This window comes from Mesorhizobium sp. B1-1-7 (assembly GCF_006442705.1).
In the GTDB taxonomy this organism is placed as follows: domain Bacteria; phylum Pseudomonadota; class Alphaproteobacteria; order Rhizobiales; family Rhizobiaceae; genus Mesorhizobium; species Mesorhizobium opportunistum.
Genome location: NZ_VFWQ01000001.1, coordinates 375,757 through 396,306 on the forward strand (window position 1 = coordinate 375,757; position 20,550 = coordinate 396,306).

Genomic DNA, 20,550 nt, shown 5'->3' on the forward strand with positions numbered 1-20,550 from the left:
GCCTACGCGCCAGATGATCGTGGTTGTTCGTCTTGGGATTTCGCGGCCGTCTCGAATGGCGGGACGCCATCGTTGCCTTCGCTGCGGTCCCGGTAAAGCGCCGCGCGCGCCAGGAGCATAAGCGAGACTGGTGTCGTGACAGTCACGAACAGTGCGATCAGTATCTCGTGCAGGACAGGTTTCGACTGAAGCACGGAATGAAAGATGATCGAGGCGATCAGAACACCGCCCGTTCCCCAGGTGGTCCCTAGTGTCGGGGCGTGAATTCGTTCGTAAAAGCTTCTGAACCTCAGGAGCCCGACCGACCCGAGCAGGGTCAGCGTCGACCCCAGGATCAGGAAGAACCCCGTGAGCAGAGCAGCCCAGACCGGCAGGTCGGCGACAGGGGTCATTCTATTACCTCGCCGCGCATAAGGAATTTCGCCAGCGCCACGGTCGAGACAAAGCCGAGCAGCGCGATCACCAGGGCAGCCTCGAAATAGACCGTGCTGCCGGCACGGATGCCGAAGGTCAGCAGGAGAAGCATGGCGCCGACATAGAGCGCATCGAAGCTCAGGATCCGGTCCTGCGCGCGCGGCCCCCGAACGAGGCGCAGCAGAGCACATGCCATGGCGGCGACCAGAAGCAATTGAGCGATGGTGACGGACCATGCGATTATGACGCCGCTCATTCGAAAATCTCCATCAACCGCCGTTCATAACGCTGCTTGATCAGGTCGATCCACGCCTGCTGGTCGATCAGGTCGAGAACATGGATCCGAAGCCTGCCGCTGCCGGCGTGATATTCGACCCAGGCGGTGCCGGGCGTGCTGGTGATGATGCAAGCGAGTACGGCCAACCCAGTCCGGTCGCGCAGTTCGAGCGGGATCATCACGAAGCCGGATGTTCGCGTATGCCGCCCGCCTTCCAAGATGATCCCCGTCACGGCGATGTTGGAGCGAAGAATGTCCGCCAGGACGACCAGGACCAATTGCGGGATCATGTCCCAGCGTCGTATTTTTGGTTTAGCGGGCTGAAGCGCTGCCATGGCCAAGGACGCTGCGAGAGCGATCACGACGCCGAGAAACACCTGGCCGATGGACAGCCCATTGAGCAGTGTCCACATCGCGAGCAGCGAAGCTGTCAGCAGCGGATAAGGCAGAAGAGCGCTCATTTGTCCCTCGGCGCGTTGGGCCCTGGTATCGGCTGGGTGGACAGAACATCTCGCAAGTAGTCCGCGGGCGAATGCAGCGATTGGGCGGTCGCATCCATGTAGCGCATCATCGGTCCACCCTGGACCGTCATCAACAGGCAGAGCGTCAGGAGGAAGGCTACTGGCGCGATCTCCAGGAGCAGCACGCGAGGTACGGTGCCTTCGATCGGCGCCCAGAAAATCTGGATGCCAGCGCGCATCGTGGCGATCAGGGCGCAGAGGCCGGACAGGATCAGCAACGCGACCAGGATCCATGTCGAGCCCGCGATTAGGCCGGCGCCCGCCACCGCATCGGGGCGCACCATCGCACTCAGCAGCGCGAACTTTCCGACAAATCCCGAAAGCGGTGGCAGGCCAGCGAGCAAGAGGCCGCATGCCGCGAAACAGATGCCGAGAACGGCCAGCGTGCCGGGGATGGCAAGGCCGACTTCCTCCTGCTCTGGCACTTGCTCCTCCATGTCGTCGCCATAGGCTTCCATGGTCACCGATAGAACATGCGCGGCTGGGTCCTGCACCCGCTCGATGAGCTCGATCAGGAGAAAGAACGCGCCGATCGTCAGGGTTGAACTGACCATGTAGAAGAGGGCTCCGGCTGTGACTCTCGCATCGGCCATCCCGATCGCGGCCAGCAGTGTGCCGGATGAGACGAGGATGCTGAAGCCGGCGAGCCGGCCCACTGCCTGCGACGCCAACACGCCGATAGCGCCGAAGGCGAGGGTGGCCATGCCGCCGAACAACAGCCACGAGTCGCCAAAGCCCGCTGTGGCGCCGGCGTCTGCGCCAAACAGCAACAGGGAAAGCCTCAGCAGGATATAGAAGCCGACCTTGGTCATGATCACGAAGATCGCGGCGACCGGGGCCGCTGCCGCCGAATAAGCGCCCGGCAGCCAGAAGCTCAGCGGCCACATCCCCGCCTTGACCAGGAAGGCGACCCCGAGGACGGCGGCGCCTGCTTCGAGCAGCATTCGATCCTGCGCCGGCACCGTCGGGATTCGCTGCGCAAGATCTGCCATGTTCAGTGTGCCGGTCACGCCGTAGATCAGGCTGACCCCGATCAGAAACAGCGACGAAGCCGCGAGATTGACTGCAATGTAGTGCAGGCCCGCCTTGACGCGGAGCGGCCCCGAGCCATGCAGAACGAGACCATAGGATGCAGCCAGAAGCACCTCGAAGAAGACGAACAGGTTGAACAGGTCGCCGGTGAGGAACGCCCCGTTCAGCCCCATCAGCAGAAACTGGAAGAGCGTATGGAAATGCGGCCCTCCCTTGTGCCAGCGCGCCAGCGAGAAGGCCAGGGAAGCGAGCGCCAGTACGCTGGTCAGAACCAGCATCAGGGCGGACAGCCTGTCGAGCACGAGCACGATGCCGAATGGCGCCCGCCAATTGCCGAGCAGATAGACGTCGGTGGTTGTTGACGATGCAGAGGCATTGTCGACCGAGCGAAGCAGAGCGATGGCGATGACCATCAGCGCAAGCGCCGAGACGATGCTGATCACTGCCTTGACGACATGGCGGCGCTCGTCCAGCAGCAGCAGAACGGCCCCTGCCGCGAGCGGCAGGACGATCGGCATGATCATGAGATGACCTGCCGTTTCCATCAATTGGGCTCCCTGCCGTCGACATGGTCGCTGCCCGTCAGGCCGCGCGATACGAGCAGCACCACGAGGAACAGGGCCGTTGTCGCGAAGCCGATGACGATCGCGGTCAAAACAAGCGCCTGCGGGATGGGATCGGCGTAGTCCCCTGGGTTGACCACCGCTCCGGATTGGAGAACGGGTGGCGTATTCACCCTCAGTCTGCCCATCGAGAAGATGAACAGATTGACCCCATAGCCGATGAGCGACAGGCCGATGATGACCTGAAAGGTCCGCGGCCGAAGTAACAGCCAAACGCCGGACCCCGTCAGTACGCCGATCCCGATGGCGAGGACAAGCTCCACTACGCGATTTCCTCGTTGCTTTGCGCGACGATCCGGTATGCACGCAATCGGCGGATGGACTGGTGGGCGAGAGCAACCAGCATCAGCACGGTCGCACCAAGAACGAGGGAAAAGACGCCGAGATCGAAAAGGGTCGCGGTAGCCGCCGGCACGGAACCGATCAGTGGCAATTCGACATAGCGCGAATACGAGGTCAGGAAAGGGTATCCGAACAGCCAGGAGGCCGCCCCGACGAGGGCCGCCAGGAGAAGGCCGAAGCCGATCCAGTTCACCGGCAGGACCCGCAACCTGTCTTCAACCCAGCGTGTGCCCGCCGCCAGATATTGCAAGATGAAGGCGGCGGCCAATGCGATTCCGGCGACAAAGCCGCCGCCCGGGAGATCGTGGCCGCGCATGAACAGATAGGCGGCGAACACGATGATGACCGGGAACAGCCATTGCATGATTACCGCCGGGATCAGCAAATAGTCGCTCACCGTATCGCCCGCCTCGCGATCGGGCCTGGCTTCGTCGAATGCCCTCTGGAGGCGTTGCTGTTCAGGGGATTCGATATTGTCGGGCGCCGGCCGGAACCGGCGAAGCAGGGCGAACACCGTCAAGGCGACGATGCCGAGAACCGTGATCTCGCCGAACGTGTCGAAACCCCGGAAGTCCACCAGGATGACGTTGACGACGTTCTTGCCGCCTCCTTCCGAATAGGCCTTTTTCAGGAAGAAGTCGGCGATAGTGACGGGCGGGATCCGTGTCATGACCGCATAGGCGATAATGGTCATGCCGGTCCCGCACACCACCGCAATGGCCAGATCGCGGTGGCGACGTAGTCTTGCGCCAGTCGTGACCAGGCCGGGGGCGACGTCTGCCGATCGCTTGGGCAACCAGCGCAATCCCAGAAGGATGAGAACCGTGGTCACCACCTCCACGAGCAGTTGAGTGAGCGCGAGGTCTGGCGCGGAAAACCAGACGAAGGTGATGCAGGTGACAAGTCCGGCTCCGCCGAGCAGGACAAGGGCGAACAGCCGGTGGAACTTGGCTTGCCACGCGGCGCCGAGGGCGCACACGACGCCGACTGCCCAGATGCCGGCGAAGGTGAGGTCGACACCTTGGGCTGTCAGCCGACCAGGACCGAAACCTAGCCTGTAGAGTGGCCAAGCGGCGGCGATGAAGGCCACGACGACCAGCAAGCGAAGTTGCGGCTGGAGCCGCCGCGTTCCGAGAAACCTTTCCAGGAAGCGGGCACCTCTCCACGAAACCACCACCAACACGCGCTCGAAGACGCGCTGGCCCCTGAGACGGCGGAAGTAGGGGGGGCCGTCCTCGCAGCGCGCCAGATAGTCCTTCAGCAGCAGATAAAGGATTGCGCCACCGGCAAGCGCCAACACACTCATGAACAGAGGAATTGTGAACCCGTGCCAGATAGCCAGACTGTACTGTGGCGTCGCGGGTCCTAGGACGGAGGTGACGGCGGTGTGGAGGAACGGACCGATGGTTAGGCCGGGAACGGTGCCAACCAGGAGACAGGCGAGCACAAGAAGTTGGATCGGAAACCGCATGAAAAACGGCGGTTCGTGAGGTTCGCGAGGCAGATCAGCCGGCAGCCGCCCGAAAAACACGCTGTGGATGAACCGTGCCGAGTAGGCAACCGCGAAAGCGCTGCCCAGGACGGCTGCATAAGGCGCTGCGGTATCGAGAATGGAATCGGCGTGCGTTTCGATCGCCTCGGCGAAGAACATTTCCTTGGAGAGAAATCCGTTGAGGAGGGGGACGCCAGCCATTGCCGCGCTTGCCACCATGGCGAGCGTTGCGGTGTAGGGCATGAAGCGGAAAAGCCCGCCCAGCCGCTGCATGTCGCGCGTTCCGGTCTCATGGTCGATGATACCGGCGGCCATGAACAACGAGGCTTTGAACGTGGCGTGGTTCATCATGTGGAAGATGGCGGCGACGGCCCCCAACGGGCTACCGAGGCTGAGCAGAAGTGTAATCAGGCCGAGATGGCTGATGGTCGAGTAGGCGAGCAAACCCTTGATGTCCCGCTGGAAGATCGCAAAATAAGCTCCCAAAACGAAAGACATCATGCCGGCGAAGCCGACGATCCAGAACCATTCGTATGTCCCCGCAAGCACCGGCCACAGGCGCGCCAACAGGAACACGCCGGCCTTCACCATGGTCGCTGAGTGCAGGTAGGCCGAGACCGGGGTCGGTGCAGCCATCGCGTTGGGCAGCCAGAAATGGAACGGAAACTGCGCGCTCTTGGTGAACGCCCCGAGGAGCACAAGAAGCAGGGTGGGCACATAGAGATCGTGGGAGCGGATAAGGTCGTCCGAGGCCAAAACACGTTCGAGGTCGTAGCTTCCAACGATATGGCCGATCAGCAGGACACCGCCGAGCAATCCAAGACCGCCGATTCCGGTGATGGTTAGCGCCATGCGCGCGCCATCGCGTGCATTTGCATTGTGATGCCAATAGCCGATCAGCAGGAAGGAAAAGATGCTGGTCAGTTCCCAGAATACGACCAGCAGGATCAAGTTTCCGGAAATGACGACCCCGAGCATCGATCCCATGAACGCAAGAAAGAACGAAAAGAACCTGGGAACGGGATCTTCCGGCGCCATGTAGTAGCGCGCATAAATGACGACGAGAAAGCCGATGCCGCTTATGAGCATGGCGAACAGCCAGGCAAATCCGTCCATCCGCAAAGTGAAATCAAGGCCAAGCGTCGGAAGCCATTCGATATCGCTGCTCACCACACCTCGATCCAGTACGGAGGGATAAAACATGACCGCCAGACCCAGACAGATAAAAGCCACTGCGCCGGCGAGGATCGCTGCAGCGCTGCGGGCGTTTGTCGGGAGTATGATAGCGGCAAGGCTGCCTGCGAAAGGCAGGACGATCATCAGTATCAGCGCCGTGTCGTCTGTCATCTATTGCTGCCCAATGTCAGTGGAGAAAACCATGCCTGGCTCGCCCATTATGGTTCTCCGATGAAGTTGGGCAAGGCATTGATTGGTGCGTTCTCCCTTAGCAACCGGGCGCCACGCGAGGCCAGTCAACTCGAGGCAGGAGCAGCTTGGAGGACTCGCTGAAAACGACCAGGGATTCGCGTGTCAAGCACTGTACCGTGCTGGGAGCCCCGCCGGGGACTCTCCGAGAAAGGTGGCGTTCGGCTGCTTCCGGCATGCCGTCAGCTGCCCGGTCGCCAGCTGCCATCCGATCCGTTTGACGCACGCCTAGTCGTGGCGGGCGCCAAGCAAGGTGGCTATCACCAGTTCTCTTCCGGCCCTGTTTATCCCGGTCCCGCCCGGTCTTTCTTCCGCCAGTCCGAGCAAGACAAGGCGTTGGGCCAAGGCTTCCGATAGAGATGGGTAAGGTCCGCGGTTCATTCGTTTGAGCGCCGTTTGCTCGTCCTCGGTGAGATCGTCCCAGATAACCGTCATGAAGGACTCTTTCTTGCGCCTGCCCAGCCAAGCGGGATCGGAACTGCCCAGCAGCGGACCGGGACGCCGATCCCATCGGGCTCCGAAAACCTATGGAACGGCGTCCGTTCCGACGATGCCGCCTTCATTTTCCAGGACGCCAATTCGTCTGACTTCCGAGCGGTTGAGTTTCAGGCGAACGCCGACACCGCCGCCATTCTCCGCGATGAAAACGGCGCCGGCGTTTTCAAGCGCGGTTTGCAGCTTGTCGCAGATATCCTGGTCGGGAAGGTTGATCCGGCGCTCGAATTCCTCGATGACCAAGGCATCCACGCCTGAATTGCTGGAGAGTTTGTCACGGGACCATTCGACCAGCGCGCGAGCAGCACGGCATTGAGCACCAGTGATCATCGTAAAATCTCCTGCTCGCTTTCGAGGCCGAAATCGCCGCTTGCTGAAAGCCGCATTCCCGGAGTCGATGGCTCAATCCAATCAAAAGTGCATATCGAATTGCAAAAGGGAAGGGCCATGCTACGCGCCGCAATCCAATTATCATGCAGAATAATTGTGCTAAAGCGGCAATAAATTTCGTTTGTCTTGCAGGTAAGGACGAGTGAAGCTCGTGCGTAACGAAATTGACTCATTCGGTGCCAGCCAGCAGTCTCAACGCCAGGGGAGTTCTTGGCGTATCCCACGAGGGGCACCTTGGGCTCGGCGATGATCATAATGGACAGGCTTGAATATGATTTCGGCAGAATACTTTCCGGCAGGGACATCCAGCGTCATGTAGTAGGGCGAATGGGATCTGCCAGCCGCCTCGATGTAGATGGCCGCGGCCCGATCGCTCTCGTGGATGACAATGCCCTCAAAAGACGGCTGCGAGAGGAACTGCTCCTGCAAGCACAGACCCGGCTGCCGATCACCTATGCAAGACTGGCCGAGAGCATGGTCGGTTCGGACGCAACAGGGGTGATCCGGGATGCGCTCGAACAACTGATGGACGACGATGCGGGCGAAGGCCAGCCGTTGCTTGCAGCTGTTGCCGTGAAGGCGCTCGAGCCCGGTCTGCCCGCTCCCTGGTTCTTCCGGAAAGCCAAGGATATGGGGCTGTTCGCTGGCGATCCGACCAATCTGGAAGCCTATGCTTTCCATGCGAGGGAGTTCTATCGCGCGGTCCACCTCCATGCTGGCGACGGGCAAGGCTCTGGAACGACCTTGCCGCCGGTTCTGCCGCCCGCAGACAGGTGAAGGAGAACGAAATGCTGATCGCCAAGGACGTCATGACGTCACCTGTCATTGCGGTAGGGCCTGACAGTACGATGGATGAGGTCGCCGATATTCTCCTGTCGCACGGGATCAGCGCCGTGCCGGTGATTGATCGAGGTGCGCTGCTGGGCATCGTCAGCGAAGGAGATCTGATCCGCCGGGCGGAGATCGGCACGGTGCCGCAGGCTCGTTCCTGGTGGCTTCATTTGTTCACCAACAACGCGGCTCAGGCGGAAGGCTATGTCAAGTCTCATTCCGAGCATGTGACCGACGTCATGACACAGCGGGTTGCGACAGTGGTCGAGAGCACGCCAGTCGCCGAGATCGCAACCCTGCTTGAACGCAATCGGATCAAGCGAGTTCCGGTGCTTCGCGACGGACAGGTGGTGGGGATCGTCAGTCGCGCCAATCTGGTGCGGGCGCTGGTCGTCGCCAGGAAAGGCTGGCGCGCTCCGGCCTTGCACGACGACAGCAGCATCAGGATGGAGATTGTCGACGCCTTGCGATCCGAATCGTGGCCCTCGACTTCGGAGGTGAGCGTGAACAACGGCGTGGTCACCCTGTGGGGAACGTACATGTCGGAGCAGGAGAGGAAAGCCTCGATCGTCCTGGCCGAAAACACCGCTGGCGTACTTGCTATCGACGACCATCGCATTCCCCTCGATATGACCTACGGTTTGGTCTGAAGGCCACGGAATGACGTTCGTGGTCACTGACAATTGCATCAGATGCAAATACATGGACTGCGTTGAAGTCTGTCCTGTGGACTGTTTCTACGAGGGCGAGAACATGCTCGTCATCCACCCCGACGAATGCATCGACTGCGGCGTGTGCGAGCCCGAATGCCCGGCGAAGGCCATTTTTCCCGATACCGTACCTGGTCTCGACGATTGGCTCGCGCTGAATGCGGAGTACGCGTCTGTATGGCCTAATATTGCGATCAAGCGCGATCCACCCGCCGACGCCAAGGCGTTCGACGGCGAAGCGAACAAGCTCGCGAAATATTTCTCGCCGGAACCGGGGCAGGGCGACTGATCACATGAACGGACATGCGCAGGAGCCGTCGCCTCTTTGTCTGGGCATCGACACCGGCGGCACGTACACCGATGCGGTGCTGTGGTCGGAATTCACCGGTATCGTGGCCAAGGCCAAATCGCTGACCACACGGCACGATCTTGCCGAGGGCATCGGCGGTGCCGTCGACGCTGTTTTATCCGAGGCTGCCATCGAACCCGGCGCGATCAAGCTCGTCTCCATGTCGACCACGCTCGCGACCAACGCCCTCGTCGAAGGGCAGGGCGGACGGGTCGCGCTGGTGATGATCGGCTTCGCTGAAGCCGACCTTGCCCGGAACGGATTGTCAAAGGCTCTCGGCTCCGATCCCGTGATCTTCTGCCCGGGCGGGCACGACGTCCACGGCGATCCGCGTCAGCTGGTGCTGGACGCTCTCGTGGCTGCGCTGCCGTCGCTCGCTAGCACGGTTTCCGGCGTTGCCGTGGCCTCCTATTTTGCCGTTCGCAATCCCGAACATGAAGTTGCAGTGCGCGATGTCATCCGCGAGCGTACCGGTCTTCCGGTGACCTGTTCGCACGAATTGTCGTCGAAACTCGGCGGCCCGCGTCGGGCGCTGACCACGCTTCTCAATGCCCGGTTGATCTCGATGATCGATCGCCTTGTCGACGCCACGGAGGGCTTTCTGGCAAGACGCGGGATCGTCGCTCCGCTCATGGTCGTGCGCGGCGACGGCGCGCTTGTCACCGCTGAATTCGCCCGCGCCCGGCCGATCGAGACCATCCTGTCAGGACCAGCGGCAAGCCTGGTGGGGGCGCGGTACATGACCGGCATCGATGACGCAGTGGTGTCCGACATCGGCGGCACCACCACCGACATAGCCGTTCTCGACGGCGGTCGCCTGCGGCTCGACTCGGAAGGCGCTACCGTCGGCGCAATGCGAACCATGGTGGAAGCCGTCGCCATGCGCACCTTTGGCCTCGGCGGAGATTCGGAAGTCTCGCTCCATGAGCGGTCGCTGACTTCGACGATCGTTCTCGGACCCCGTCGGCTCGTGCCACTGGCGCTGGCCGCGGTGAAGCACGGCCATGCCATATATAAAGTACTCAAGCGCCAATTGCTCAGCCCTAACACCAGCCGGCTGGATGGCCGCTTCGCGTTGCGCACAGGAGTGCCCGAGCGTCTGGCTGCGGGCCTGACAGTTACCGAGGCGCGGCTCTATGCCGACATTTCGGCAATTCCCGCTGCGCTCGATCGGCTGCTCGTATCGACATCACAGGTCGCAACACTCAATCGCTTGGTTGCGCGTGGTCTGGTGCATATCGCGGGCTTCACGCCATCCGATGCGGCCCATGTGCTCGGCCGTCAGGGGAATTGGGATCCTGTCGCGGCTCGACTGGGCGCCGAATTGTTCTCGCGCAAGCGTGATGGCCAGGGGCATCAAGTCGCCAAAGACGCAGAAACTTTTTCCGAGATGGTTCTCGCCGCCGTTACCCGGCGTTCTGCCGAAGCACTTCTTGAAACAGTCTTTGCCGAGGATGGGCTGGATGGCGGCGTATCCGTTGCCAATCCGCTGGTTCAGCGGGCGATTGGCCGGCGAGGCGGCATGGCGCGGCTGTCGATCGCACTCGACCGGCCGGTAATCGGCCTGGGGGCCTCTGCCACGCTCCATTATGCCGGTCTACCGCAATTGATCGGCAATGACTGCAGCATCGCTGAACACGCAGATGTCGCGAATGCGCTGGGTGCCGTCGTCGGGCAAGTGAGGATGTCGGCTGAAGCGCGCGTCAGCCAACCCGAGATCGGCCTTTTCCGTCTGAATTCAGGCGAGCGGTTGGATGACTATGACACCGAGGACGAAGCGATGGCTGCCGCCGAGGCCCACATTTTTGCCTTGGCGGCAGGCCTTGCCGAGCGCGCCGGAACCGACCAGGCTCGGATCGAGATCGCACGGGACATAAGGGTTGCTACAATCGAAGGCGAACGCACTTTCGTCGAAGCCATCGTCGTCGCGACAGCCACCGGGCGGCCGCGTATCGCGTCGTGACGCAGATCATTGCCGCGCTGCAGCTATGGCCGCATGTACGAGCGTTGGAGCGCTTCAACGGTCACGGAGACGATGCAGATCTGGCGCCAGATATAGCCAAGAATACTGTGAGACATTACTCCGCAGAGGTTGGGGCAGTTTCCACGGTCGGCAAGCTTTCCTGCCTGTGTCGTGCTTTCGGGAACCAATCCTCGCAAACCCCATCCAATGGTTTAGAGCATGGAACTGGAGAGATCGATGTGCCTACAATCGCAAATTCTAGACGGCATCGAAGACGCCGCGCCGGCAGCCGCCGGGGGAAATTCAGTGAGAGAGCTTAGGCCAGTCGCCCGCGCGCGCCCGACGCGCTCCGATGCAGAGGCGGCGGTCAGGACTCTGATCTTATGGGCTGGCGACGATCCGGCCCTGTCCGGACTTATCGAATTCTCATAGCGGAATGTGACGATTCAAACGTCTTGCACGCGTTGACACTGCCTTTCGTGCGGAAATTTTAGGGGGGACTGATGGCAGCACCGACTTCTCGTCCTGCCGTCGCTTGTCCGTTGGTCGGATCGCCCCGTTACCTACTCCCAGAGATGCGATTTGTTGAGCGGGTTGCTAGCAACACCGAATCCTGAATCGCCGCGGGCGGTTCCGATCTTTCGGGTGTCGTTACGCAGCTAGGCAGCACAAGCACTCAATTTAGTGCGTGCGTTATCTCCCACAGCGACAAACCGGAAACTGCCGGGCGTTCAGGAGCAAGCATTTTGCCGGGTTTCGTTCGGTCGTTCCCACGCAATTTCCAGAACGCATGGTTTCAAAATCCGCACTATCGACGCTGTGGTGAGTTACTATAGCTTTGCCGGATTGACTATGGCGTTGGAAAACGAACCCCGACCCGCGCCGAACTGGCCAGGGTCGCCGAGCGCCGTCAGATTGGAATCAAAACGAACACCTTCTTCACCATTGGCCATTCCACGCGAACGATCGTCGAGTTCGCCGAACTGCTTCAGGCGTCTCGCGTCGATTTCGTTGTCGATGTAAGGTCGATGCCGCGCTCTCGCACCAATCCGCAGTTCAACGAAGACAGCCTTCCCATAACGTTGGCGCCGTGGCGGATCGGCTATGAGCATATCGCTGCGCTCGGCGGCTTGCGGGGCAAGGCGCGTGGGCCGGTGCCTTCCCCCAATAGCTATTGGCGCGTAAATAGCTTTCGCAACTACGCCGACTATGCGCTGACGGAGCCGTTCGCCAAAGGCTTGGCGCAACTGAGAGAGCTTGGCAGTGAGCGTCGCTGCGCAGTCATGTGTGCGGAAGCGGTCTGGTGGCGCTGCCACCGCCGCATCATTGCCGACTACCTGCTCGGAGAAGGCGAACACGTCATGCACATCCTCGGGGCAGGTCATGTCGAGGAGGCCAGCCTGACGCCCGGCGCTGTCGTGCGCGAGGATAGAACGATCGTTTATCCCGGGGAGCATTTCCTTGGGAACTAAACATCGATCATTGCCAGCGGTGCGGCCGGCTCAGTTTGCCTCCGGTGTCCCAAAGGCGTGGTCGATGATCGTCTGCGCCCTTGTCAGGATTTCACGCAAGTGATCTTGTCCGCGAAGACGCTCTCCGTAGATCTTGTAGATACCTTCGGTGCCCGAAACGCGCGCGTAAACCAGCCGTTTACCGTGGCCAGCTTAGTGCCGCCGGTTTCGGCATTGTTGCGGGTGCGCGGCTGATCACGGATCGGATCGGTTCTTCGGCCAAGGTCGTCGACGAGACATGCGGTGAAACCACGCCGAGACCGATCCAAGTGAGACGGTGCGCGCGGTCTACAACATTGATCCAACATGAAATTCGTCTCAGCCTGACCTATCCGCCGAGTGCGGGCCGCAATTTTTCCGAAACAGCCTGCAACTCACCGACAACCAGAAGGTCGACACCGGGAGCCGGAGTCAGCCGGTCATCATCTCACCAAGGCTCACGGAAGCACAGGCGAAGGAGCGTCTTCCGCGGCTTGACGGAACTACGGCCTTGTTTTCGCATGGTGTGGTTAGAGGATTGAATGCCAGAAGATGTCGCGCCAAGTCGCCGGCTTCGGCTGTAGGCTTTGAGATCAGCTTTCTTTCAGGGGCGAACGGAGGCCGCTGACTGTCGCAGCAGCCGCTGGACAATTCATTTGTCATTTGGCTGCCCTTTTCGAAGGCTCACGAGCAACGCTGGGTGCGCAGGTCGCTCACTTGAAGGTGGGAAAGAAGAGCGGTTTGGAATCCGGTGTCGACAGTTACGCCAATTTCTATAGCTTGATCCTGGTGTTGAAGCGGGCCGTTATCACTGTGGCTGCGGCTGGTGAAGTAGCAGATGAAGTGATTCTCGCCGGCTCGCATGCATCGGGAGAGACGAGTAATGGATTTTGATCCTGTATTCCTGTCGCGACTGCAATTTGCCTGGGTGATCGGCTGGCACATCCTGCTGCCGGCCATCACCGTTGGGTTGGCCGCCTTCATCGCGATGCTGGAGGGCATCAATTTTTTCACCGGGAAGGACATCTATCTCCGCATCTCGACGTTCTGGATCAAAATATTCTCGATTGCTTTCGGCATGGGCGTCGTCACAGGCGTTGTCATGCCTTTCCAGTTCGGCACGAACTGGAGCCGCTTTTCCGACGCGACCGCCAATGTCCTTTCACCGCTCTTCGCCTATGAGGGCCTGACGGCGTTCTTCCTGGAGGCGGCCTTCCTTGGCGTCCTTCTGTTCGGACGGCAGTTGGTGCCACGCTGGGCGCATTTTGTCGCCGCGCTGATGGTGGCACTGGGAACTTTGCTTTCTTCCTTCTGGATCCTGTCGGCAAATAGCTGGATGCAGACGCCGGCCGGCTACGAGATCATCGACGGCCGGTTCTTCCCGACCGACTGGTTCAAGGTGGTCTTCAATCCTTCCTTTCCCTACCGGTTGGCGCACACCGTCGTCGCCTTCTTCGTCACGACCGGCTTCGTCGTCATGGGCGTCGGCGCCTATCTGATACGTCGCGGGAGGTCGGCCGCGGAAGGGCGAACGATGCTGTCGATGACGCTATGGCTGCTTACAGTGCTAGTCCCACTCCAGATTTTCATCGGCGACCAGCACGGTCTGAACACGCTTGAGCACCAGCCGGCAAAGCTCGCTGCAATCGAAGCGCGTTGGGAAACCGCGCGGCAAGTGCCACTGACCCTGTTCGCTATTCCCGACGACAAGGGCGAGCGCAACCTCTTTGCCATCGACCTTCCACGGCTCGGCAGCCTCATCCTAACCCACCAGCTTGACGGCGAGATCAAGGGCCTCAAGGACTTTCCGGCCGATCAGCGTCCGCCCGTCGCGATCCCCTTCTTCGCCTTCCGCATCATGGTCGGCTGCGGCATGCTGATGCTCGGCCTCGTCCTTTTTGGTGGATGGCTTCGCTGGCGCGGCCGGCTGGACACTTCGCCGGCTTTTCTCACGATCACTCAGATCGCGGCGCCCATCGGTTTCGTGGCGGTTATCGCCGGATGGATTACCACCGAGGTCGGACGTCAACCCTGGACGGTCTACGGCCTTCTACGAACGGCGGAATCAGTGACACCGTCGCTAACGAGGTCCGATGTTGTCATCTCGCTGCTTGGCTACATCGCCGTCTATCTCATCATCTATCCCGCGGGCCTATTCCTGATGCTGCGCATCGTGCGCAAAGGCCCGTCCATCGTCGCCGACGAGGGCGCTGAGATTGAAGGGGGCAGGCCAGAGGCGCCGGTTCGTGCCGGAGCGGTCGAACTACGAGAGGGGGAAGTGCGATGAGCCAGGTTCTCGATTTCGTGCCGATATGGACGCTGATCCTCGGCATGGCGGTGTTTTTCTACGTGCTTCTGGACGGCTTCGACCTTGGCGTCGGCATGCTTTACGGCTTCGCGCCCGACACAGCGTCCCGCAACACGATCATGAACTCGATCGCGCCGATCTGGGATGGCAACGAGACATGGCTGGTGCTGGGCGGCCTGGGGCTTCTTGCGGCGTTTCCGCTCGCCTTCGCCATCATCATTCCCGCGGTGTATTTTCCCATTCTCGTCATGCTGCTGGCACTGGTGTTCCGTGGCGTGGCGTTCGAGTTCCGCTTCCGCGATGCCGAGCACAAGACCTTCTGGGACCATGGTTTCTGCTACGGCTCGGCCGTCGCCACCTTTGCTCAAGGGGTCGTGCTCGGCGCCTTCATCCAGGGTTTCGAGGTCACTGGCAGGCAGTTCTCGGGAGGGTCCTTCGACTTTCTGACGCCGTTCTCGCTTTTGACCGGCTTTGCCCTTCTGTTCGGCTATGGGCTTTTGGGCGCGGGCTGGCTGATCTTGAAGACAAACGGAGCCGTACAGGAAACAGCGCGTCGGCACGGCCGCGTGTGCCTTGTTGGCGTGCTCATCGGTATCGGCTTGGTCAGCATCTGGACCCCATTCATGAGCGAGGCCATCGCCTCGCGCTGGTTTGCCTGGCCCAACATTCTATACTTGGCCCCGGTGCCCGTAGCGACCGCGGCGGTGGCATTCTTCACGTGGCAGGTTCTGGACAGCGCAAGTGAGATAAAGCCCTTCATCGGCGCCATCGGTCTTTTCATGCTCTCTTACGTCGGTATCGCGATCAGCCTCTTTCCGATGATTGTTCCTTATCATTTCACGCTTTGGGAATCGGCTTCGTCCGAGCGCACGCAAGCCTTCCTGCTTGTCGGCACGCTCGTGTTGCTGCCGGTGATTCTGATGTACACCGGCTGGTCCTATTGGGTGTTTCGCGGCAAGGTCCGTACAGATGTCGGATATCATTGATTTCGTGTGCGCCACTCAGTCGCTTGGTGCCAGCTCTAACGAGACTGTGAGCTGCGGTGTGGCCGTTCCGGTGACGTCACCTAAACTGTCCGCAACCTATCGCCAAGAACTACCTGCGCAGGTACCCGCTCTTCTATGGCTCAGAAGCGCAGACAGCAGTGGGCCACTGTGCTTTGGAAGCTCACTGTGATCGGTCGGCCGACTTCCCTTTCTTGCTCAGTCTTTCAAGACCTCACCGACGCCGTTCCCTTTCAGGCTCTGCGCAACTAGTGCATTCCAAGCGATGTTTGATCGAACGGTCCTATGATGTTGCGATCCATGCCAGCCCACAGTTGAACGCGATGAGCCCCCGCTCGTGGTCTTCCCTCGACGTGCGGTTATGCGCTCAAATGCCCAAGGTCGACCGAAGCTGTGCAAACAGGTGTTCGCTGCAGTGCCCAGGAGATTGGGGTGTTGCGAAGAGGCCGGCGGGACCGGGCAGGCAGAAGACCGCAAGGCGCCGGAACAGATTCCGCTGTTCGATTCTGTCGGCTTTTTGATTTCGACGACCAAGATGTTCTCTTCACTGTCGCCGCGATGATGCACGACGATATCGGAGTAGACGGGCGTGTTTTCCCCACCGCATTTCAGTGGCAAGTTTAGCCGCTTCGGGCTGCCGTCAAGACTGACACGATTGTACTCGGCATCGACCTTGTGATCCGGAAAGAGCTCGCGCACGAAAAGATGGGCGAGCGTCGCCCCTAATGCGCGCTCGTTCACATCGAGTTCGAGCAGCTGCTTCTGGTCGTCCATGAATAACGTGACGGCCTTCTCCAGGCGGGATTTGATTTCCTCTATTTGCATAAGAGAATTCTGCCACAGAGCGCGGCGCAACCGAAACGCGAAACCCGTCGGGTGTCTGTTGGATGGTTTTTCCGTAGATCCCCGCCACTAGGCGGTGAAACACTCGGTGTGGCTCGTGGCGGGAAATAAAGAGCGGCGTCCGCATTGCTGCCAAACCTGTACGTTCCCGACAGGCTCGAAATCCTTGGCTGCTGGTGCAAGGCGGGCGGAGCTACGCCTTTGGGTGCTTCGCGCCGCCCGCTATTTGCGCGAGACACCGCTTCGTTTACCGGGCCTTCGGCTCACCATGCCGTTCCGCATCGAACGCCTGCCTTCCCTTTGCGGCCCACAAGTTCCGCGCATGACCGCCTTCATGGCTTTGCAGCTTGGCGGCGATCCAAAGCAGCGCGCCGTAGATGGTAGCGCGATCGTCATTGGTCAGATCAACGATGCCTGCCTTGGCGACGAGACCGCCAAGTTCGATGAGCTGCCGGGTACGCTTGCGACGCTCGACCTGCCATGTACGCATGTCATTGCGAGCCAGAGCCGCCTGTCTGCGATTGTGGGCTGCCCGATTGCGCTGGAGCGCTGCGAGGGTTGCGCTGAGATGCCGGAGCAGCTCGCCGGGACCGGCTTTCGAAAAACGTCACCCCACGCTTGGCCCATGCCTCGCGCTTTGCCGTGTCGACCGTCTCGGCAATTGCAACCAGTGCGCCGGCCAGTTCGTCGGTGCTGAGCTGATCGGCGCCGGTGGCGATCACCAGCTCGCCAAGTTGCTGCACCTTCCGCGTTTTGAGCTCGCGCGCTTTTTCTTCCAGCGCCTTCAGTTCGGCGTCGAAGTCCCGTGGTTTGCGCATGGCCTTCTCCATTGATTGTTGATGTGGCTATGATAGGCGAGCGCACCCCGGAAGGCTTCAGGGTTGCCGAGACAGCCCGGCACGGGCTGGTCCATCCCGAGAATTTTTCGAGGGAGGGCGCGCTTATACGTCGTGCCGACGTGCGCTTTGACGTGCAAATGATCTGGTCGCGATGGCGATCTATCATCTTCACGTCAAGGTCATTGGCCGCAAGGCAGGCTCGAGCTCGGTGGCGTCAGCCGCCTACCGTTCAGCGTCGCGGCTGCGCGACGAGCGGATCGAACGCAGCCATGATTTCTCGGCCAAACGCGGTGTCGTCCATTCCGAGGTGATGTTGCCTGAGGATGCGCCCGAGGCGTGGCGCGACCGCGAACGGCTGTGGAACGATGTCGAGGCGTTCGAGGTGCGCAAGGACGCGCAGCTTGCCCGCGAGGTCGAATTTTCGCTCCCGCGCGAACTCAGCCAGGCGCAAGGCATCGAACTGGCCCGCGACTTTGTACAAGTCGAGTTTGTCAGCCGGGGCATGGTCGCCGATCTCAATGTGCATTGGGACAGGGCGGAGGATGGCAGCCCCAAGCCGCATGCTCATGTCATGCTGACCATGCGGTCCGTGGACGCGAACGGTTTTGGGGCGAAGGTTCGAGACTGGAATGCTACCCAGATGGTCGAGCGCTGGCGCGAGCGATGGGCGGAGCTGGCCAATGAACGCCTTGCCGAACTCGACATCGACGCACGCATCGATCATCGCAGTCTGGAAGCGCAGGGCATTTCATTGGAGCCGCAAACGCAGATTGGTGCACCGGCGCAACGCATTGAGGGCGGTGGCCTTGCTGCTGGCGACATTGAAGCAGATCGCGCCGAACTGCATCGCGAGATCGCGCGCAACAATGGCGCGCGCATCCTTGCCGATCCATCCGTGGCGCTCGATGCCATCACGCATCAGCAATCGACCTTCACCCGAAAGGACATTGCCAAGTTCTCGCATCGCCACAGCGAAGGCATGGAGCAGTTCAACGAGGTGGTGGGAGCCATCAGCAACGCACCCGATCTGGTCGGACTCGGCAAGGACGGACGCGGCGAAGACCGCTTCACCACAAGGCAGATGATCGAGACCGAGCAGCGCCTTCACCGCGCTGCGCAGCGTATGGATTTGGACGAGCGCCACGCGGTGAGCAACGCACATCGCGAGGCAGCGCTGGCGCGGGCCGCGCAACGCGGGCTTGTCCTGTCAGGCGAGCAGACCGATGCGCTTGCGCACATCACCGATGGTCACGGGCTTGGTATCGTTGTCGGCTTTGCCGGAACGGGCAAAAGCGCCATGCTGGGCGTTGCGCGCCAGGCATGGGCAGCGGCGGGCTTCGAGGTTCGAGGCGCCGCACTCTCCGGCATTGCCGCCGAGAATCTGGAAGGCGGATCAGGCATCTCGTCACGCACCATCGCCAGTCTGGAGCATGGTTGGGGACAGGGCAGGGATCTGCTCACCGCCCGCGATGTGCTGGTGATCGATGAGGCCGGCATGGTCGGCACGCGCCAGTTGGAGCGCGTGCTTTCCCATGCGGCGGACGTTGGCGCAAAAGTCGTCCTCGTTGGGGATCCGCAGCAGTTGCAGGCCATCGAAGCCGGCGCTGCATTCCGTTCCATCCACGAGCGACGCGGCGGCGTCGAAATCGGTCAGGTGCGCCGGCAGCGCGAGGACTGGCAGCGCGATGCCACGCGCGATCTGGCAACCGGCAGGATCGGCGCCGCGATCGATGCCTATGACGCGCAAGGCATGGTGCATCAGGCTGCAACGCGCAATGAGGCGCGAGGTGAACTCGTCGAGCGCTGGGATCGTGACAGGCAGGCGCATCCAGAGGCGAGCCGGATAATCCTCACCCACACAAACGACGAGGTGCATGCCCTGAACCAGGCAGCGCGCGAGCGCATGCGCGCTGCCGGCGATATCGGCGACGAACTGCAAGTGACTGTTGAACGCGGTGCAAGGGCGTTCGCCAGCAGCGACCGGGTCATGTTCCTGCGCAACGAGCGCGGGCTTGGCGTCAAGAACGGCACGCTCGGCATCGTGGAGGAAGTCAGCACACAGAGCATGACGGTTTGCGTCGAGGATGGGAGGTCGGTTCGCTTCGACCTGAAAGACTACGCCCACATCGACCACGGCTATGCCGCGACCATTCACAAGGCGCAAGGCATGACCGTCGACCGGGCCCATGTGCTGGCAACGCCGGGCATGGATGCGCATGGCAGCTACGTTGCTCTGTCTCGGCATCGAGACGGGATGGACCTGCATTATGGCAGCGACGACTTCAGTACGCGCGAGCGGCTCGCACGTACGCTGTCACGGGACCGCGCCAAGGACATGGCGTCGGATTACGAGCGGATCGACCCAGCGCAACACTATGCCGAGCGGCGCGGCATCACGTTCCGCCAGCGCGTGGTCGAGATCGTGCGTCGGATCGTTCCGGAGAAGCTGCGCGACAGGATTGGCGGACTGCTGGACGGGTTGCGCTCGCCCGGAGACGGTGAGCCCATGCAGGAACGTGCATCTGGGCCGGGAAGGGAAAATGTTTGGGCGCGTATCGGAGATGTTGGCGCCACGCCTGGAAGAGAAGCTTTTGCTGGGGGAGCGCAGCTCGACACGAATGTGCCGGAGAACCCAGAAGCAGAAATGCGCCGAGCCCGCACCCAGGCGCTTGTTCGTCACGCGCGCGCTATCGACGCGATCCTCAGTACTGGGAATGCGGGCGGGCAGGGCAGCCCCGAGCAGATGCGCGAATTGAGGGATGCCCGTAGCGCTTTCGAGAAGGTGCGGCCGCATGGCTGGCGCGATGCAGAAGCCGCCTATGTGAAAAATCCCGAACTTGTCCGCGAGGCAGGCGCCGGCCGCGTCAGCCGCATCGTGCTGGCTCTCCAGCTTGAAGCGGAAATCCGCACCGGGGTGGACATCGATCCCGGCCGCCGCGCCGACCGTTTCGTCGAACGTTGGCAAAAGCTCGACCGGACGGGACGGGAGCAATATCAGGCCGGCGACATGTCCGGCTACAAGTCAACGCGATCGGCCATGTCCGATATGGCCAAGAGTCTTGGACGCGACCCTCAACTTGAATCCCTGCTGGCAAACCGCAAACGCGAGCTTGGCATCAGCGTGGATTCGGGTCGTCGCCTGGGCGCGGAACTCGCCTTCAACCATGGCATCGGTAAGGGGCGCGGAATCGGTATCTGAACC

20 protein-coding genes and 1 pseudogene are annotated in these 20,550 nt (G+C 61.2%); 10 read left to right on the forward strand and 11 right to left on the reverse strand.

The window, feature by feature from the left end; all coding sequences use genetic code 11:
* Positions 1 to 2 precede the first annotated feature (2 nt).
* The 8 genes from mnhG to FJ978_RS01930 form a co-directional block, all read right to left on the reverse strand.
* A complete protein-coding gene (gene mnhG / locus FJ978_RS01895) occupies positions 3 to 392 on the reverse strand; it encodes a monovalent cation/H(+) antiporter subunit G (RefSeq protein ID WP_140569685.1) in 390 nt (129 codons plus the stop codon).
* On the reverse strand, positions 389 to 670 hold the full coding sequence (locus FJ978_RS01900; RefSeq protein WP_140569688.1) for a K+/H+ antiporter subunit F: 282 nt from the start codon (positions 668 to 670) through the stop codon (positions 389 to 391). Before FJ978_RS01900 ends, mnhG begins: the two co-directional genes overlap by 4 nt.
* On the reverse strand, positions 667 to 1,152 hold the full coding sequence (locus FJ978_RS01905; RefSeq protein ID WP_140569690.1) for a Na+/H+ antiporter subunit E: 486 nt from the start codon (positions 1,150 to 1,152) through the stop codon (positions 667 to 669). The genes FJ978_RS01900 and FJ978_RS01905 overlap by 4 nt, the downstream gene beginning before the upstream one ends.
* A complete protein-coding gene (locus FJ978_RS01910) occupies positions 1,149 to 2,789 on the reverse strand; it encodes a monovalent cation/H+ antiporter subunit D (protein ID WP_140569692.1) in 1,641 nt (546 codons plus the stop codon). The genes FJ978_RS01905 and FJ978_RS01910 overlap by 4 nt, the downstream gene beginning before the upstream one ends.
* Positions 2,789 to 3,130 (reverse strand): Na+/H+ antiporter subunit C, encoded by a 342-nt coding sequence (locus FJ978_RS01915; RefSeq protein WP_140569694.1) that lies wholly within the window; start codon positions 3,128 to 3,130, stop codon positions 2,789 to 2,791. Before FJ978_RS01915 ends, FJ978_RS01910 begins: the two co-directional genes overlap by 1 nt.
* Positions 3,130 to 6,048, reverse strand: a complete 2,919-nt coding sequence (locus FJ978_RS01920) for a monovalent cation/H+ antiporter subunit A (RefSeq protein ID WP_140569696.1) — start codon at positions 6,046 to 6,048, stop codon at positions 3,130 to 3,132. Before FJ978_RS01920 ends, FJ978_RS01915 begins: the two co-directional genes overlap by 1 nt.
* Before the next feature lie 306 nt (positions 6,049 to 6,354).
* Positions 6,355 to 6,561 carry a hypothetical protein gene (locus tag FJ978_RS01925; RefSeq protein ID WP_140569697.1) on the reverse strand — a complete coding sequence of 69 codons (207 nt, stop codon included), beginning with the start codon at positions 6,559 to 6,561 and terminating at the stop codon, positions 6,355 to 6,357.
* 90 nt (positions 6,562 to 6,651) lie between these two features.
* Positions 6,652 to 6,951, reverse strand: a complete 300-nt coding sequence (locus FJ978_RS01930; RefSeq protein WP_140569699.1) for an XRE family transcriptional regulator — start codon at positions 6,949 to 6,951, stop codon at positions 6,652 to 6,654.
* Between the two features lie 315 nt (positions 6,952 to 7,266).
* Here FJ978_RS01930 and FJ978_RS01935 point away from each other — a divergent pair, with 315 nt between their 5' ends.
* The 9 genes and pseudogenes from FJ978_RS01935 to cydB all read left to right on the forward strand — a co-directional run bounded on the left by FJ978_RS01935 (position 7,267) and on the right by cydB (position 15,648).
* The gene (locus FJ978_RS01935) at positions 7,267 to 7,788 is read left to right on the forward strand and encodes a hypothetical protein (protein ID WP_140569700.1); all 522 of its coding nucleotides are present in this window, start codon (positions 7,267 to 7,269) and stop codon (positions 7,786 to 7,788) included.
* Between the two features lie 11 nt (positions 7,789 to 7,799).
* Positions 7,800 to 8,492, forward strand: a complete 693-nt coding sequence (locus tag FJ978_RS01940) for a CBS domain-containing protein (protein ID WP_140569702.1) — start codon at positions 7,800 to 7,802, stop codon at positions 8,490 to 8,492.
* A 10-nt stretch (positions 8,493 to 8,502) separates the two neighbouring features.
* Positions 8,503 to 8,841, forward strand: a complete 339-nt coding sequence (gene fdxA / locus FJ978_RS01945) for a ferredoxin FdxA (RefSeq protein WP_140569704.1) — start codon at positions 8,503 to 8,505, stop codon at positions 8,839 to 8,841.
* 4 nt (positions 8,842 to 8,845) lie between these two features.
* Positions 8,846 to 10,864, forward strand: a complete 2,019-nt coding sequence (locus tag FJ978_RS01950) for a hydantoinase/oxoprolinase family protein (protein ID WP_140569705.1) — start codon at positions 8,846 to 8,848, stop codon at positions 10,862 to 10,864.
* Positions 10,865 to 11,170: 306 nt separating this feature from the next.
* Positions 11,171 to 11,287: pseudogene (locus tag FJ978_RS01955) on the forward strand (GTP cyclohydrolase I FolE); the annotation flags it as partial.
* Between the two features lie 497 nt (positions 11,288 to 11,784).
* Positions 11,785 to 12,336 (forward strand): DUF488 domain-containing protein, encoded by a 552-nt coding sequence (locus FJ978_RS01960; RefSeq protein WP_140569913.1) that lies wholly within the window; start codon positions 11,785 to 11,787, stop codon positions 12,334 to 12,336.
* Between the two features lie 681 nt (positions 12,337 to 13,017).
* Positions 13,018 to 13,248, forward strand: a complete 231-nt coding sequence (locus FJ978_RS01965) for a hypothetical protein (protein WP_140569707.1) — start codon at positions 13,018 to 13,020, stop codon at positions 13,246 to 13,248.
* Entirely contained in the window at positions 13,238 to 14,641 is a 1,404-nt protein-coding gene (locus tag FJ978_RS01970) for a cytochrome ubiquinol oxidase subunit I (RefSeq protein ID WP_140569708.1), read from the forward strand. The genes FJ978_RS01965 and FJ978_RS01970 overlap by 11 nt, the downstream gene beginning before the upstream one ends.
* Positions 14,638 to 15,648, forward strand: coding sequence for a cytochrome d ubiquinol oxidase subunit II (gene cydB, locus FJ978_RS01975; protein ID WP_140569710.1), 1,011 nt, complete (start codon positions 14,638 to 14,640; stop codon positions 15,646 to 15,648). The genes FJ978_RS01970 and cydB overlap by 4 nt, the downstream gene beginning before the upstream one ends.
* Positions 15,649 to 15,864: 216 nt before the next feature.
* On the opposite strand, the gene FJ978_RS01980 is transcribed toward cydB, so the two are convergent.
* From FJ978_RS01980 to FJ978_RS01990, 3 genes are all read right to left on the reverse strand, one after another.
* Positions 15,865 to 16,491: a hypothetical protein gene (locus FJ978_RS01980; protein ID WP_140569711.1), complete on the reverse strand. Its 627-nt coding sequence runs from the start codon at positions 16,489 to 16,491 to the stop codon at positions 15,865 to 15,867.
* Positions 16,492 to 16,756: 265 nt separating this feature from the next.
* The gene (locus tag FJ978_RS01985) at positions 16,757 to 16,999 is read right to left on the reverse strand and encodes a conjugal transfer protein TraD (protein ID WP_140569713.1); all 243 of its coding nucleotides are present in this window, start codon (positions 16,997 to 16,999) and stop codon (positions 16,757 to 16,759) included.
* 1 nt (position 17,000) lies between these two features.
* On the reverse strand, positions 17,001 to 17,327 hold the full coding sequence (locus FJ978_RS01990) for a conjugal transfer protein TraD (RefSeq protein WP_210241432.1): 327 nt from the start codon (positions 17,325 to 17,327) through the stop codon (positions 17,001 to 17,003).
* A gap of 172 nt (positions 17,328 to 17,499) precedes the next feature.
* On the opposite strand from FJ978_RS01990, the gene traA reads away from it, so the two are divergent.
* Positions 17,500 to 20,547 carry a Ti-type conjugative transfer relaxase TraA gene (gene traA, locus FJ978_RS01995; protein WP_140569716.1) on the forward strand — a complete coding sequence of 1,016 codons (3,048 nt, stop codon included), beginning with the start codon at positions 17,500 to 17,502 and terminating at the stop codon, positions 20,545 to 20,547.
* The last annotated feature ends 3 nt before the right edge of the window (positions 20,548 to 20,550 follow it).